The sequence below is a fragment of the Curtobacterium sp. L3-7 genome (assembly GCF_048756585.1).
GTDB lineage: Bacteria > Actinomycetota > Actinomycetes > Actinomycetales > Microbacteriaceae > Curtobacterium.
On the sequence record NZ_CP151474.1, the window covers coordinates 1,729,363 to 1,744,058 of the forward strand.

Consider the following 14,696-nt stretch of genomic DNA (forward strand, 5'->3'; position numbering starts at 1 on the left):
GGGTGTCATGGGCCGGATCGCCCACCCCGCACGACCGCCTACGGGCGCAGCAGCACCTTGATCGCGCGACGCTCGTCCATCGCTGCGTACGCCTCGGCTGCCTCGTCGAGGGGGAGCTCCAGGTCGAAGACGCGACCCGGGTCGATCGCACCGGACAGCACGTCGGGCAGGAGCTCGGGGATGTAGGTGCGTGCAGGGGCCATGCCGCCGCCCACCGTGATGTTCGTGTCGAACAGGTAGCGCATCCCGATCGTCGGCACCCCGTGCGGCACCCCGACGAAGCCGAGGTTGCCGCCGGCCCGCACGACGTGCAGCGCCTGGTCCATGCTCTCCTCGGTACCGACGGCCTCGACCGCGCAGTCGGCGAGGTCCCCGCCGAGCAGGTCCCGCACGGCCTGCACGCCCTCGTCGCCGCGGGTCTCGACGATGTCCGTCGCACCGAACTCCCGCGCGAGCGCCTGACGGTCGGCGTGCCTGCTCATCGCGATGATGCGCGCCGCTCCGAGGCGCTTCGCGGCGAGCACGGCGCAGAGCCCGACCGCGCCGTCACCGACCACGACGACCGTCTTGCCGGGGCCGACCGCTGCCGAGACCGCCGCGTGGTGCCCGGTCGAGAAGACGTCCGACAGGGTGAGCAGCGACGGGTACAGCGCCGGGTCGACCGGACCAGGGACCGCCACGAGCGTCGCCGATGCGTCGGGGACCCGCACGTACTCCGCCTGTGCGCCGCCGACCGGGTCGCCGTACGCGTCCTTGCCGCCGAAGCCGGAGAGGTGCTCGCAGCCCGTCGTCATGCCGTTGCGGCACGCCTGGCAGGTGCCGTCGTTCATCGTGAAGGGGGAGATCACGAAGTCACCGACCGCGAGCCCGGTCACCTCGCTGCCGACCGCGGTGACCTCGCCGATCATCTCGTGGCCGATGGGGCGCGCGTGCTTCGTCTCGGTCACACCCCGGTAGGGCCAGAGGTCCGACCCGCACACGCACGCGGCCGCGACCTTGACGACCGCGTCCCGCTGGCTGATGAGCGACGGCTGGTCGCGGTCCTCGACCCGGATGTCGCGAGGGGCGTGGATGACTGCTGCGCGCAAGGAGGTGCCTTCCGTCTTCGATGGTGGGAGTCGGCCCGTCGCCGTCGTCCGGAGCCGAGTCGACAGTACCCTCGTGCGGGTGGACGACGACCGGTACGGCAGCGATGTGCTCTCGGGCGACTGGCGCTCGAAGGGCGTCAAGAAGGTGCGGCAGGTGCCGCTCGAACGCGACATGGTGCTCGAGGACCCCGCCTCCGGCTGGGCCGGCGCCGTGGTCGGCCTCGAAGCCGGCACCGTCGCGCTCGAGGACTGGAAGGGCCGCACCCGCTCGTTCCCCTTCACCGGCCAGTTCCTGCTCGAGGGCGAGCTCGTCACCCTGGGTCGCCCGCAGGCGCCGGTCGGGCGCTCTGCCGCAGCTGCACCCCCGGCTCGCGCCGGATCGGACGGGAGGCCCGGTGCCGGTCCGGCGGTCCGCCACGCGTCCGACGGTGGTCGCCTCCGCACCGCCTCCGGATCGTTCGCCGTCGAGGCGCAGCGAGCGCGCGTGGCGCTGCCCTCCCGGATCATGGTCGAGGGCAAGCACGACGCCGAACTCGTCGAGAAGGTCTGGGGCGCCGACCTCCGTGTGGAGGGCGTCGTCGTCGAGGAACTCTCCGGCGTGGACAACCTGGCCGACGTGCTCGAGGAGTTCCGCCCGTCGCGGGACCGCCGAGTGGGTGTGCTCGTCGACCACCTGGTCCCCGGGTCGAAGGAGTCTCGCTTCGCCGACGCCGTGATGCGGGGCAAGTGGGGCGCACACGTGCTCGTCGTCGGGCACCCGTTCGTCGACGTCTGGCAGTCGGTGAAGCCCGGGCGGGTGGGCCTCGAGCAGTGGCCGACCATCCCGCGGTCGATCGAGTGGAAGAAGGGCATCTGCCAGGCGCTCGGGTGGCCACACTCCGAGCAGGCCGACATCGCCAGGGCGTGGCAGCGGATCCTCGGGCAGGTGCGGACGTTCGCCGATCTCGAGCCGCAGCTGCTCGGCCGGGTCGAGGAGCTCATCGACTTCGTCACCGAACCCGTCTCCTAGCCGCGGATCCCCGGAGTGGCGCATACCCTGGGGACATGGACGGCATCGACGGGCGCGTGCGGAACGCCGTCGACGTCTGGCTGCGCTGGCTCCCGCGCTGGCAGATCGGGACCGCCCGTCCCCGCACCCGCATCTGCCGGAAGTGCACCGGGTCGCCGATCGCCAGCGCCGCGGGCTTCGGGCCCGACGTGCCGCATCCCGTCCAGCACGCGCTGATCGGTCGGATCTCGACGATCATCGAGGACTCCGTCGACGACTACACAGCGAAGAACCTGCCGCTGCTGCAGCGAGAGCTCGAACGCGCCGCCGCCCGCAAGCGTGACGCCGGCTACCAGCCGGCCGAGGGACTCTCGCCCGAGTTCCAGGGGCTCGACGTCGACCCGCAGCCGCAGGAGGGCGCACCGTTCCTCTTCACGCTCGGCGAGCTCGCCGGCACCGGGGCAACGTCGGACGCCGCACCGCGCGAGCCCCTGTCCGACGAGGCGAAGGCGGCACTCCGGCACGAGATCGACCTCTCCGACGAGTGCGCCCGCTCGACGGGGACGGCGGTGTGCCTCGCGCTCATCGACCACCGGCCGCGGATCGCCGAGGCCGTCGAACGTCTGGTCGAGCCGCAGATCGAGGCGCTCGTGTCCGACATGTTCCGCGGGCTCGACGGCGACGGGTCACGCGGCGGCTTGTTCTGACGTCCGGCGTCCCGGGCGATCAGGGACGAAAGCGGGAACGTCGGTAGCCCACCGCGGTGCTCGCCAGGATGATCACGCTGCAGGCGACCGCGATCCATCCGAACACGCCTGGGGCGCCGCTCGTGAGGAGGACGACTGCAACAGCGCCGAACACGAGTCCGATCAACAGGAACACGAGCCACAGCACGTTCGATCGACGCATACGACGAATCCAACCATCGACGAACCCCCTCGTGTCGGACACCGTGCTCGGGCATGACCGCCGAGGGTCACACGATCGGCTTCCTCCGGATCCACACGACGACCACGAGGTGCGCGACGCCGGTCGCACCGAGGCACACCATCGCCCACCCGACGACACCGTGCCCTGTCGCGATCCATGCGATCCCGACCGCGAGGACGAGGACGACGAGGACTGCACCGAGCACGAGCGTCAGCAGGCTGACCACGGGCTCGGCGTTCAGCGCGAGTTGTGCGTCACGGACCCGCACCGGATTCCGCACGAGCCGGACGAGGAGCGCAGCGGTCCCGACCAGGATCGCGACACTCGCCGCGAGGAGACCTGCTTCCGCCACGACGGGTCGTCCGCTCAGCTGCCCGGCGTCACACCGGCCGAGGGCTCCGTCGACGGGTCGTCGTTCGCCGGGTCGTCCTCGACCGCCGGGGCCGACCGCCGCTGCCGTCGCGCGACCGCCCGGAGGGCACCGCGCGCGATCGCCCGCCACCCGAGCAGGAACACACCGAGCACGATCGTCGCGACGATGACGAACGAGATCGGCAGCGGGTTGCCGTCGACCACACCCTGCCCGGTCGCGACGCGGATGGCCATGCCGACGAACACCGTGAGGATCCACGCGACGACACCGGTCGGCCAGAAGCGCAGCGGGCGGGCCCACGCACCACTCGTGACGTAGGCGATCGCCCATCCCGCGAGGAACGGGTACGCGGTGGTCCACAGTCCGATCAACGAGGTCGCCTCGCCGTGGGACGACCGTCCGATCAGCGTGAACACGATGATCAGGACGACGTCGATGACGGCTGCGAGCCAGCCCCAGGTGCGATCGGTCACCGCCTCATTGTCGCAGGCACGACGCGGCAACGAGTTCACCTGCCGGTGGTGCACCCGGCAACCTGGTGTTCAACCGGGTCCGCGACGATGCGAGACCGAACCGTGACGATGCGGGACGGAAGTCTCCACGGAGGGCAGAGCCATGACGACGACGGACGCGACCCGGAGTCGTCCGGCCGAACCGAGCCTCCCGTCCGTCCGGATGCCGCGCCTGGTGGCGCACCGTGGTGCACCACGGGTCCGCCGCGAGAACACCCTGCCGGCCGTCGCGGTGGCCGAGGCGCTCGGCGCCGATGTGATCGAGGTGGACGTCCGGCGGACGGCGGACGGTGTCGCCGTCCTGCTGCACGACGAGACGCTCGGCCGGATGTGGGGCGACGCGCGTCGGGTGGCGGACGTGCCGTGGTGTGACGTCGCCCGGCTCGGGAACGGCCTCGACCGCATCCCGCGGCTCGACGCGGTGCTGGAACGGCTGGACGGCTGCGGCTCGTCCCTGCTGATCGACCTCACCGACGCCGAGGACGCCCGCGTCGCCGCACGCACGGTGGCTTCCTCGAGCGCCGCCGTCGCCGTCGCGTGGTGCGGGGCGCAGGAGGCGGTGGCTGCGGTGCGCGAGGTGCTCCCGGACGCGGACGTCTGGCTGGCGTGGGAGTCCCTCGACCCGCCGACGCCCGACGACCTGGTGGCGCTCGGGCCGTCGACGCTGAACCTCGACGTCGCCTTCCTGACCCCGAGGACCATCGCGGCCGCCCACGACCTCGGGCTGCAGGTCGCGGTGTGGACCGTGGACGCACCGGAGCCGGCGATCTGGGCGGCTCGGCTCGGCGCGGACTCGATCACCACGAACGACCTCGCCGCCGTCCGTGCAGCGCTCGCCGCGGCCGAACGGGACGGGTGGCCGGAGCCGGACCACGAGGCGACCGAGGCCGAGGTGGCCTCGCGGGCACAGGCGCTCGCGCACCGGATCGCGCACGAGGTGATCGCGTACACGCGGGAGCACCCGGTCGGCTCGGTGACGACGAAGGCGCACGAGGCCGATCTCGTCACGGACGTCGACCGGCTCGTCGAGCAGCACGTCAGGGGTCGCGTCCGCGCGGCGTTCCCCACGCACGGCTTCTCCGGCGAGGAGTACGGCCATGCGCCAGGCGACAAGCACCGCTGGTACCTCGACCCGGTGGACGGGACGACGAACCTCGCGAACGGCGTCCCGTGGACGAGCACGTCGCTCTGTCTCACCCGGAGCGGGCGTCCGCTCGTCGGCGTCGTCGCGGATCCGTGGCGTGGCGAGGTGTTCGAGGCGCGTCGGGGACGCGGCGCCGTGATCCGCGACCGGCAGCTCCGGCTCGACGACACCCCGAGGTCGTTGGCGGGCGCGGTCGTCGGGACCGAGCTCGACGGACACCTGCCGTGGCCGGGGTTCGGCGCGTTCCTCGACGCCCTCGCCGCGCGGTCCTGCACGCTCCGCGTCCAGGGTTCCGGCACGCTGACGATCGCGCAGGTCGCGGCGGGGCGGGGGATCGGCGGGTGCGTGTCGGCGTTCGACCCGATCGACCACGGTGCGGCCGTGCTGCTCGTGCACGAGGCCGGTGGCATCGTCATGACCGTCGACGGGCCGGTCGAGGGGTTCCCGCCGGTGGGTGCGCCGTTCCTGGTAGCGCACCCGGGTTCGGCTGACGAACTGCACGCGGTCTGGGTGGATGCGGTGCGTCGCTGACGTGTGGAGGACGGCCGGGAGGCTCGTGGCGGGGCCGCCACGAGCCTCCCGTCCGCCTTCGGTCCGGTTCCGGACCTGCTCAGGCCTGGGCGATCCGGACCATGTTGCCAGCAGGGTCGCGGACGGCCGCGTCGCGGACGGAGAAGCCGATCGTGTCGCGGGAGAAGGCGACGGCGGCGTCGATGTCGTCGGCGAGCACGTGCACTCAGACGGTGCGGAGCAGCGCCTGCGCCCGTTCGATCCGCCGGGTCATCAGGTACGCGTACGGGGTCTCGCCGTAGGCGTCGCGGAAGCGTCGGCTGAAGTGCGCGGTGGACATGTACGCCGACGCGGCCAGGGCGGGGACGTCGAGGGGCTCGGCGTACTCGCGGTCCATCCGGCTCCGCGCGCGGCGGAGTCGGCGGAGCTCGGCGAGGTCGGTCATGATGTCATCCTCCTCGTTCACCGAACTCTGTGCGTGCACACAGTCACCGGTCGTCCGGCGTCCCTACTGTTGCACTCCACGGGCACCGTGCCCGGATCACGTTGGGAGCATCGACATGGGATTCCTCGACCGACTGCTCGGCCGCGAAGACCGATCGCAGCAGCAGGGGTGGAACGGACAGCAGCAGGGCTACCGGTACGGGCAGCAGTCGTACGACACGGCCCCGCCCACCAGCGGCGCTCCCGGCGGTTACGGTCCTGGTGCTCGGACCGAGGACCAGCAGGCCGTCGAGCGCTACCGCTACCTGCTGCGCACCGCGCCGCCGGAGCGGATCGAGGAGGTGCACGCCGAGGCCTTCGAGCGGCTCACGCCCGAGCAGCGCCAGATGGTCTACGACGAGTTCACCCGGACGGCCCCGGCCGGCGACGCACCACGTGGCAACGACCCGCGATCGCTCGCGCAGTCGGCCACGCGGTCCGAGATCCGAGAGCCCGGGTTCATGGAGCGGTCGCTCGGCGGGATGGGCGGCGGTGCCGGCGGTGCCTTCGGCCAGCGTCAGGGGCCGTCGTTCGGCAGCATGCTCGGTGCGTCGATCCTCGGGACCGTCGCCGGGTACGTCATCGGTTCGACGCTGATGAGCGCGTTCCTGCCCGATCCGTCGGGCTTCGACGGCGGCACCGACGCATCGGGGGATGCGGGTGACGGTGGTTCGGGGGACACTGGGGGCGACTCCGGTGACGGCGGCGCATCCGACGGCGGCGGGTTCGACAACGCGTCGTGGGACAGCGGCTCCGACTTCGGTGGTGGCGGTGGGTTCGACGACTTCGGTGGCGACTTCGGCGGCTTCGACATCTGATCGTCCGTCCTTCTCCCTTCCGGACCACTGATACATTCCATGTTCGACGAGGGAGCGGCATGGCCATCATCGAAGCCTCCGGGCTGACCAAGACCTACCGATCGAAGTCCGGGCCGGTGCACGCGTTGGCCGGACTCGACCTGTCCGTGCCGCAGGGCACCGTCACGGCGCTGCTCGGGCCGAACGGTGCCGGCAAGACCACGACGGTCAAGGTGCTCACGACGCTCATCAAGCCGGACAGCGGCACGGCGTCGATCGCCGGGGTCGACGTCGTGCGGGACCCCCAGGCCACTCGTCGGTCGATCGGGGTGTCCGGGCAGTACGCCGCGGTCGACGAGAACCTCACGGGGTTCGAGAACCTCGAGATGATCGGCCGGCTGTACCACCTCGGTGGCAAGGCGTCCCGTGCCCGAGCCCGCGAGCTCATCGACGTGTTCGACCTGTCCGAGGCGGGGGACCGCCCCGTGAAGGGCTTCTCCGGCGGCATGCGTCGGCGCATCGACCTCGCCGGAGCCCTCGTGATGAACCCGAGCGTGCTGTTCCTCGACGAACCGACGACCGGGCTCGACCCCCGCAGCCGACTGTCGCTCTGGGGCATCATCGAGCGACTCGTCGCCGACGGCGCGACCGTGCTCCTGACGACGCAGTACCTCGAAGAAGCCGACCGGCTCGCCGACGACATCGCGGTGATCGACGACGGCAGGGTCATCGCCGAGGGCACGGCCGACCAGCTCAAGGCACAGGTCGGCGGACACCGGGTCGTCGTGACGCTGGTCGACGAGACCGACGGTGACGCCGCGGTCACCGTGCTCCGGCGCTACGGCGTCGGTGAGGTCGAGGCATCCGGCGACGGACGCACCCACGCGATCGCGGTGGAAGCCGGGCCGACGGCGCTGCAGCGTGTGCTCGCCGACCTGGGCGAGGCCGGCATCGAACTCCACGACGCCGGCATGCGCCGCCCCACCCTCGACGACGTGTTCCTCCGGCTCACCGGGCACGCCGCGACCGGGGACGATGCCGACGACGCGCCAGCCGCCAAGCAGAAGGAGGCGGCACGATGACCGCCGTCGTCACCACGCCGGGCCGGCAGCTGCCGGTCGTCGTCACCTCACCCGTCGCGGTGTGGTTCGAGGACGGCTGGACCGTCACCAAGCGCAACCTCATCAAGATCAAGCGCTCGCCCGACATGCTCGTCTTCGCCGTGCTCCAGCCGATCATGTTCGTGCTGCTGTTCAGCCAGGTCTACGGCGGGGCCATCGCCGTGCAGGGCACCGACTACACGCAGTTCCTGATGGCGGGGATCTTCGCTCAGACCGTCGTGTTCGGCGCGACGTTCTCCGGCTCCGCGATGGCGCAGGACCTCAAGGAGGGCCTGATCGACCGGTTCCGGACGCTGCCGATGTCGTCGTCCGCGGTGCTCGTCGGCCGCACGAACAGCGACCTCGTCCTCAACACGATCTCGATGGTGATCATGATGCTCACCGGCCTGCTCGTGGGGTGGCGGGTGAACTCCTCACCGCTGGAGTTCCTCGCCGGCGTCGCGCTGCTGCTGCTCTTCAGCTACTCGTTCAGCTGGGTGATGGCGCTGCTCGGCATGAGCGTGAAGACGCCGGAGGTGATCAACAACGCGTCGTTCATGATCCTGTTCCCGCTGACGTTCATCTCGAACGCCTTCGTCCCGAGCGACACGCTGCCGCTCGTGCTCCGGGTGTTCGCGGAGTGGAACCCCGTGTCCTCCCTCGTGCAGGCGGCCCGTGAACTCTTCGGGAACGTCGGGTCGGAACCGGTGCCCGACATCTGGACGATGCAGCACCCGATCACCACGGTGCTCATCGGCATCGCCGTGATGCTCGTCGTGTTCGTGCCGTGGGCGGTGAACAAGTACACGCGGATCAGTTCGAAGTAGCCGCGGCGGCTTACGATCGTGTCGAACCGTCGACGCGAGAGGGCCCATGACCGCGACAGATGCCGAGCGTGCCGGCGAACAGGCTGCTGCCCGCGATGCCACCGAGCCCGGTCCGGACCGCAGCACGCGGGTCCGGCGGTGGATGCTGCAGGGCTCCGACCAGGGAGCGTCCCACCAGGGTCCGCACCAGGTCGAGGTCGAGAAGACCCACTCGTGGTGGCGGGTCATGTGCCTCACGGGCGTCGACTACTTCTCGACGCTCGGCTACCAGCCGGCGATCGCCGCGCTCGCCGCCGGGCTGCTCTCGCCGATCGCGACCATCGTGCTCGTGCTCGTCACGCTCTTCGGCGCGCTGCCGGTCTACCGCCGCGTCGCCCAGGACAGCTTCCGCGGCGCCGGGTCGATCATGATGCTCGAGAAGCTCCTGCCCTGGTGGGCCGGCAAGCTGTTCGTGCTGGTCCTGCTCGGGTTCGCCGTGACGGACTTCATGATCACGATGACCCTGTCCGCAGCGGACGCCACGGCCCACATCGCCGAGAACCCGTTCACGCCGCACTGGTTCACCGACATCCCGGTGCCGCTGACCCTGGCGCTGCTGCTCCTGCTCGGGGTGGTGTTCCTGCGCGGGTTCAAGGAAGCGATCGGCATCGCGGTCGGACTGGTCGCCGTGTACCTGGCGCTCAACGCGATCGTCGTCGGCGTCTCGATCTGGCACGTGTTCGAGCGCCCGACCGTGGCGAGCGACTGGTGGAGCGGACTGACCGCGCAGCACAGCAACCCCCTCGTGATGATCGGGATCGCGCTGATCGTGTTCCCGAAGCTCGCGCTCGGCCTGTCCGGGTTCGAGACCGGGGTCGCGGTGATGCCGCAGGTCCGCGGTGACGCCGCCGACGGCACGAGCCCCCGCCCCGAGGGCCGCATCCGCGGGACCAAGCGGCTGCTGACCGTCGCCGCGGTGATCATGAGCACGTTCCTCATCACCTCGTCGATCGTCACGACCTTCCTGATCCCGCAGCACGAGTTCCAGCCGGGCGGCGGAGCGAACGGACGCGCGCTGGCGTACCTGGCGCACGAGTACCTGGGCGGCGTGTTCGGGTCGGTGTACGACTTCTCGACGGTCGCGATCCTGTGGTTCGCCGGCGCGAGTGCGATGGCCGGACTGCTCAACCTGGTGCCCCGGTTCCTGCCCCGCTACGGGATGGCGCCGCAGTGGGCGAGGGCGACCAGGCCCCTGGTCATCATCTTCACGCTCATCGCCTTCGTGATCACGATCATCTTCCAGGCCAACGTCGACGCGCAGGGCGGTGCGTACGCCACGGGCGTGCTCGTCCTGATCACGAGCGCCGCGGTCGCGGTGACCCTGTCGGCCCGGCGCAAGCAGCAGAAGAAGCGCACCATCGGCTTCGGCATCATCGCCGTGGTGTTCGTCTACACGACCATCGCGAACGTCATCGAACGCCCGGACGGCGTGCGGATCGCCGCGGTCTTCATCATCGCGATCGTGGTCGTGTCGCTGGTGTCCCGGGTGCGACGGTCGTTCGAGCTCCGGGCGTCGTCGATCGAGCTCGACGCGACCGCCAGGCAGTTCGTCGAGGCCGACGCCGACCAGTTCAGCTCGGTGTGCATCATCGCCAACGAACCGGGTGCGGGAACGGCGGCCGCCTACCGGTCGAAGGGACGCGAGGAACGACGCGACTCCGGCATCCCGGCCCGCGTCCCGACGATGTTCCTCGAGGTGCTCCCGGCCGACTCGTCCGACTTCGAGGAGGACCTCGTCGTCGAGGGGCACGTGGTGCACGGGTTCCGGGTGCTCCGGGTCCGATCCGGCAACGTGCCCAACACCATCGCGTCGACGCTGCTCGCGATCCGGGACATCGCCGGCGTGGTCCCGAGCATCTACTTCGAGTGGAACGAGGGCAGCCCGATCCGGAACGCCATCCGCTTCGTCTTCACCGGCGTCGGCGACGTCGCTCCGGTGACGCGTGAGGTCCTGCGCGAAGCCGAACCCGAGGTCAACCGCCGGCCGAGCGTGCACGTGTCGTGACGGGCGAGGTCGACGCGGGCCGAGCCTCCCGTCCGGTCGGCGGCATCGCGGCGGTCGTCGTCGCCGCGACGGTGTGGGGGACCACCGGGACGGCGACGCACTTCGCTCCCGGCGTGCCAGCGTTCGTGTTCGGTGCCGTGACCTTCGGGCTCGGTGGCCTCGTCCTCGCCGGCCTGGCCGGTCGCGCCACGCTCCGTGCCGCGGTCGCTCCGGGGACGCGGGGCTGGGTCTGGCTGGGGGCAGCGGCGCTCGCCGTGTACGCGGTGGCGTTCTACGCGGCGCTCGCCGACGCGGGTGTGGCGCTGGGGACCACCATCGCGATCGGGTCGTCGCCCGTGTTCGCCGGCCTCGTCGAGTGGGTCGCGGAACGTCGTCCGGTGGCGCGGCGGTGGGTCCTCGCCACGGTCGTGAGCGTCATCGGGATGGTCGTCGTGACGCTCGCCCGCTCGTCGTCGAGCTCGTCCGGGTCGCTTGCGATCGGTCTCGGAGCCGCCCTGCTCGCCGGACTGACCTATGCGCTGTACTCGTGGGCGATCGCCCGCGGGATGGGCACGTTCCGGGCACCGGTGCCCGGTGGGCCGACGGCCGAGATCGTCTCGCGTGTCGGGCCGAACGGACGGGGACTCGTCGGCGCGGTGTTCGGGCTCGCCGCGCTGCCGCTCGTGGTGCTCGTCGTGGTGTCCGGTCACGAGTACCTCCTCGTGCCGTCGGACTGGCCGGTGTTCCTCTACCTGGCGCTCGTCCCGACGGTGATCGGGCACTCGCTGTACGCGGTCGGGCTCAGGACGGTGACGGCATCGGCCGCGACGCTGCTGTCGCTGTTCGAGCCCGTCGTGGCAGCGGTGCTCGCGGCGCTGGTCTCGGGGAGCACCTCGGGGTCGTCGGGTGGGGCGGCATCGTGCTCGTCGTGCTCGGCCTGGCGGTGCTCGCGGTGCCCGGGCGGGCGTCGCGGCGCTGAGTGTTCGCGCGTTCCGACTCGACGCGTGCATGTGCTTCCGACTCGGTGCGTCCATGTGCTTCCGACCCGGAACGACAGCGCCGCTGTCGTACGACGACGACGCTGTCGTTCGTTGCGCGCGCAGGATGTTGCGGAGGCGTGGGAGCGACACGCTCGCTGTCGTACGACAGCGAGTCTGTCGTTCCGAGTCGGCCCCGCGCGCCCGCCCCCGCGCACACCACACCCCGCGCGCGCCCTACTCGCCCAGGATCTGGTCGCGCACCTTGCGCCGCAGGACCTTGCCGATCATCGAGCGGGGCAGGTCCTCCACGACGACGATCCGCCGCGGCACCTTGTACGCCGCCATGTGCTCGCGGGCGTAGGCGCGGAGTGCCTCGGCGTCGAACGAGGACGGGTCGCGCGGCACCACCGCGGCGACGACCTGCTCGTTGCCCGCCTGGGTGATCCCGACGACGGCGACCTCGCGGACGCTCGGGTGCTTCACCAGGGCGTCCTCGACCTCGGTCGGGGAGACGTTGAAGCCGCCCGTGATGATGAGCTCCTTGAGCCGGTCGACGATCCGCACGTACCCGTCGGCGTCGATCGCGACGATGTCCCCGGTGCGGAACCAGCCGTCCGCGGTGAAGACCTCATCGGTGGCCTCGGCCTTCCCCCAGTAGCCGCTGAACACCTGCGGCCCGCGGACCTGCAGCTCACCCGGCTCGTCCGTGCCGAGCACCCGGGTGGGCTCGTCCGGGTCGGCGACACGGGCCTCGGTCGAGGGGAACGGCAGGCCGATGGTGCCGAGCCGCCTGGCGTCGGACACCGGGTTCGCCATGATGACGGGGGAGCACTCGGACAGGCCGTATCCCTCCACCAGGTACCCGCCGGTGCGCGCCTCCCACGGCTCGACGACGTCCTTCGACAGCGCCATCGCCCCGGAGATCCCGATCTCGATGCCCTTGAGCGACACCTTCTTGGAGTCGGCGGCATGCTGCAGCCTGGCGTAGATCGGCGGCACGGCGGGCAGGAACGTCGGCGGGTGCTGCTTCATCGCGGTGAGCACGAGATCCGGTTCGAACGCCGGGAAGAGCACCAACCGCGAGGCCATGCTCATCGCGAAGGTCAGGCACAGCGTCAGTCCGTAGGCGTGGAACATCGGCAGGATCGCGTAGACGACGCTGCCGTCGCCCGGCTGGATCTGCGGGACCCATGCACGGGACTGCGCCGCATTCGCGATGAGGTTGCGGTGCGTCAGGACGGCACCCTTCGGCGTCCCCGTGGTGCCGGACGTGTACTGGATGAGCGCGGTGTCGTCCGTCGACGGCCGGACGTGCTTGCGGGACAGCCGACGAGAAGACACCAGGTCGTCCCACTTCGTCGTGCCGCGGACCTTCGTCGTCAGCTTCGCGCGGGACTCCCGGGCCTTCGCCACGGGAAGCGTCAGCGCGAGCCGGGTGCTCCGAGGCATCGCCTTCGTCAGGTCGACGGACACGATGGCGTCCAGGCGGACGTCTGCGGGGAACTCCTGCAACGTCGCGACGGACTTGTCCCACGCGATCGCCACCTTCGCGCCGTGGTCCTCGAACTGGTGCCGGAGCTCGCGCGGCGTGTACAGCGGGTTGTGCTCGACGACGATCGCACCGAGCCGCAGCACCGCGTAGAACGCCACGACGTGCTGCGGGCAGTTCGGCAGGACCAGCGCCACCCGGTCACCAGCGGTCACGCCGAGCTTGCGGAGGCCGTTCGCCGCACGGACGATCTGGTCCTCGAGCGCGGCGTACGTCGTCGTGCGCTTGAAGAACTCGAGGGCGACCTTCTTCGGGAACCGCTTCGCGGACTGCTCCACGAGGTCGAAGAGCGACCCGGTGGGCTCCTCGATGTCGTGCGGCACTCCTGGTGCGTAGGCGGCAAGCCAGGGACGGGGCGTGTCGATGCTCACGCGCCCAACCTAGCGGGGTGCCCGACCGTGGGCTGGGAACACACCCCGCCGGACGGCGCACGATGAGGACATGTCCTTCGTCACCGGTGCACTCCGCTCCCGCCTCCAGGCCACGTTCACCGGCAGCACGACCGGTCGACCCGAGTGGGTGGACGAACTCGAGCAGGGCACCGACGCCGGCTTCTTCGGACCGGGGTCGGCGACCTGGTCCGTGCACGGCGGCAACCACACGATCGTGGCCGGTGTCCGTGCGCTCCTCGTCCAGGCGCTGCACCCGGGGGCGCTCGCCGGTGTCGCCGACCACTCCCGCTACCGCGAGGACCCGTTCGGCCGCCTCGCCGGCACCATCCGCTGGATCTACACGGTGTCGCACGGGGACACCGCGACGGCCAGGGGAGCGAGCCAGTGGGTGCTCCGGCTGCACGAGAAGGTCCACGGCCAGTACGTCGACGGGCACGGGGTGACGCGGGACTACACCGCGAACGACCCGGACCTGGCGCGGTGGGTGCACCTCGCCTTCACCGACGCGTTCCTCAGGAGCGCTCAGCGGTGGGGAGACCCGATCCCGGGAGGCGCCGACGCCTACGTCCGGGAGTGGGCGACCGCCGGCGAACTCATGCGTGTGGAGGACCCGCCGCGCAGCGAGGCCGAGCTCCGCGCCCAGATGGACGGGTACCTCGACCGCGGCGAGCTGGCCGTCACACCGCGCACCCGCGAGGTCGTCCGCTTCATCCGCAACCCGCCCCTCGCCCGCATGCTGCGGCCCGGCTACCAGGCCCTGTTCCAGGGCGCCGTGTCGACCCTCGACCCCCGGCACCGCTCGATGCTCGGGTTGCGTCAGGCGGCGATCGGCCCGGTGGAGCTGCCCGTCGGACGCGCGACCGGCATGGTCCTGGACGGCATCGGCGGCGTGCTCGGCAACCAGTCGGGGACGGAGCGCGCAGCGCTCCGGCGCATCGCACGGCTGGAGCGCCAGGCCGCGGAACCAGCGGCCTGAGACCCGGCCACAGAACAGACTGGA

General features: G+C 71.2%; 13 protein-coding genes and 2 pseudogenes. 9 read left to right on the top strand and 6 right to left on the bottom strand.

Annotation, left to right across the window (positions count from 1 at the left end):
• Positions 1 to 38: 38 nt before the first annotated feature.
• Positions 39 to 1,088, bottom strand: a complete 1,050-nt coding sequence (locus AAEP80_RS08420) for a zinc-binding dehydrogenase (RefSeq protein WP_420366685.1) — start codon at positions 1,086 to 1,088, stop codon at positions 39 to 41.
• A 79-nt stretch (positions 1,089 to 1,167) separates the two neighbouring features.
• Between AAEP80_RS08420 and AAEP80_RS08425 the strand changes: the two genes are divergently transcribed.
• Both AAEP80_RS08425 and AAEP80_RS08430 read left to right on the top strand, forming a co-directional pair.
• Complete coding sequence (locus AAEP80_RS08425; protein WP_420366686.1) at positions 1,168 to 2,097, top strand: DUF3097 domain-containing protein; 930 nt, start codon at positions 1,168 to 1,170, stop codon at positions 2,095 to 2,097.
• 35 nt (positions 2,098 to 2,132) lie between these two features.
• The gene (locus AAEP80_RS08430) at positions 2,133 to 2,783 is read left to right on the top strand and encodes a spermidine/putrescine ABC transporter substrate-binding protein (protein ID WP_413602492.1); all 651 of its coding nucleotides are present in this window, start codon (positions 2,133 to 2,135) and stop codon (positions 2,781 to 2,783) included.
• Between the two features lie 19 nt (positions 2,784 to 2,802).
• Here AAEP80_RS08430 and AAEP80_RS08435 read toward each other — a convergent pair whose 3' ends face one another.
• The 3 genes from AAEP80_RS08435 to AAEP80_RS08445 all read right to left on the bottom strand — a co-directional run bounded on the left by AAEP80_RS08435 (position 2,803) and on the right by AAEP80_RS08445 (position 3,852).
• A complete protein-coding gene (locus AAEP80_RS08435) occupies positions 2,803 to 2,985 on the bottom strand; it encodes a hypothetical protein (RefSeq protein ID WP_420366687.1) in 183 nt (60 codons plus the stop codon).
• 67 nt (positions 2,986 to 3,052) lie between these two features.
• Positions 3,053 to 3,358, bottom strand: a complete 306-nt coding sequence (locus tag AAEP80_RS08440; RefSeq protein WP_420366688.1) for a hypothetical protein — start codon at positions 3,356 to 3,358, stop codon at positions 3,053 to 3,055.
• 14 nt (positions 3,359 to 3,372) lie between these two features.
• Positions 3,373 to 3,852 (bottom strand): DUF3054 domain-containing protein, encoded by a 480-nt coding sequence (locus tag AAEP80_RS08445; RefSeq protein ID WP_420366689.1) that lies wholly within the window; start codon positions 3,850 to 3,852, stop codon positions 3,373 to 3,375.
• Between the two features lie 142 nt (positions 3,853 to 3,994).
• On the opposite strand from AAEP80_RS08445, the gene AAEP80_RS08450 reads away from it, so the two are divergent.
• On the top strand, positions 3,995 to 5,566 hold the full coding sequence (locus AAEP80_RS08450; RefSeq protein WP_420366690.1) for an inositol monophosphatase family protein: 1,572 nt from the start codon (positions 3,995 to 3,997) through the stop codon (positions 5,564 to 5,566).
• Positions 5,567 to 5,780: 214 nt separating this feature from the next.
• On the opposite strand, the pseudogene AAEP80_RS08455 reads toward AAEP80_RS08450, so the two are convergent.
• A pseudogene (locus AAEP80_RS08455) lies at positions 5,781 to 5,990 on the bottom strand (helix-turn-helix domain-containing protein); the annotation flags it as partial.
• Between the two features lie 115 nt (positions 5,991 to 6,105).
• Here AAEP80_RS08455 and AAEP80_RS08460 point away from each other — a divergent pair.
• From AAEP80_RS08460 to AAEP80_RS08480, 5 genes and pseudogenes are all read left to right on the top strand, one after another.
• On the top strand, positions 6,106 to 6,846 hold the full coding sequence (locus tag AAEP80_RS08460; RefSeq protein ID WP_420366691.1) for a hypothetical protein: 741 nt from the start codon (positions 6,106 to 6,108) through the stop codon (positions 6,844 to 6,846).
• A 59-nt stretch (positions 6,847 to 6,905) separates the two neighbouring features.
• Entirely contained in the window at positions 6,906 to 7,907 is a 1,002-nt protein-coding gene (locus AAEP80_RS08465) for an ATP-binding cassette domain-containing protein (RefSeq protein ID WP_413602485.1), read from the top strand.
• Positions 7,904 to 8,752, top strand: coding sequence for an ABC transporter permease (locus tag AAEP80_RS08470; protein ID WP_420366692.1), 849 nt, complete (start codon positions 7,904 to 7,906; stop codon positions 8,750 to 8,752). Before AAEP80_RS08465 ends, AAEP80_RS08470 begins: the two co-directional genes overlap by 4 nt.
• A gap of 46 nt (positions 8,753 to 8,798) precedes the next feature.
• Positions 8,799 to 10,796, top strand: a complete 1,998-nt coding sequence (locus AAEP80_RS08475; RefSeq protein WP_420366693.1) for an amino acid transporter — start codon at positions 8,799 to 8,801, stop codon at positions 10,794 to 10,796.
• A gap of 545 nt (positions 10,797 to 11,341) precedes the next feature.
• Positions 11,342 to 11,608: pseudogene (locus AAEP80_RS08480) on the top strand (EamA family transporter); the annotation flags it as partial.
• 381 nt (positions 11,609 to 11,989) lie between these two features.
• Here the strand turns inward: AAEP80_RS08480 and AAEP80_RS08485 are convergent.
• Positions 11,990 to 13,675 (bottom strand): long-chain-fatty-acid--CoA ligase, encoded by a 1,686-nt coding sequence (locus AAEP80_RS08485; protein WP_420366694.1) that lies wholly within the window; start codon positions 13,673 to 13,675, stop codon positions 11,990 to 11,992.
• Positions 13,676 to 13,745: 70 nt separating this feature from the next.
• Here AAEP80_RS08485 and AAEP80_RS08490 point away from each other — a divergent pair, with 70 nt between their 5' ends.
• A complete protein-coding gene (locus AAEP80_RS08490; RefSeq protein WP_420366695.1) occupies positions 13,746 to 14,672 on the top strand; it encodes an oxygenase MpaB family protein in 927 nt (308 codons plus the stop codon).
• Positions 14,673 to 14,696: the final 24 nt, after the last annotated feature.

What these genes read in the sequence shown, in the direction of transcription:
- AAEP80_RS08460 (WP_420366691.1), top strand. Translation starts at nt 6,106, where the DNA reads ATGGGATTCCTCGACCGACTGCTCGGCCGCGAAGACCGATCGCAGCAG.
- AAEP80_RS08470 (WP_420366692.1), top strand. Translation starts at nt 7,904, where the DNA reads ATGACCGCCGTCGTCACCACGCCGGGCCGGCAGCTGCCGGTCGTCGTC.
- AAEP80_RS08475 (WP_420366693.1), top strand. Translation starts at nt 8,799, where the DNA reads ATGACCGCGACAGATGCCGAGCGTGCCGGCGAACAGGCTGCTGCCCGC.
- AAEP80_RS08450 (WP_420366690.1), top strand. Translation starts at nt 3,995, where the DNA reads ATGACGACGACGGACGCGACCCGGAGTCGTCCGGCCGAACCGAGCCTC.
- AAEP80_RS08465 (WP_413602485.1), top strand. Translation starts at nt 6,906, where the DNA reads ATGGCCATCATCGAAGCCTCCGGGCTGACCAAGACCTACCGATCGAAG.
- AAEP80_RS08490 (WP_420366695.1), top strand. Translation starts at nt 13,746, where the DNA reads ATGTCCTTCGTCACCGGTGCACTCCGCTCCCGCCTCCAGGCCACGTTC.
- AAEP80_RS08435 (WP_420366687.1), bottom strand. Translation starts at nt 2,985, where the DNA reads ATGCGTCGATCGAACGTGCTGTGGCTCGTGTTCCTGTTGATCGGACTC.
- AAEP80_RS08430 (WP_413602492.1), top strand. Translation starts at nt 2,133, where the DNA reads ATGGACGGCATCGACGGGCGCGTGCGGAACGCCGTCGACGTCTGGCTG.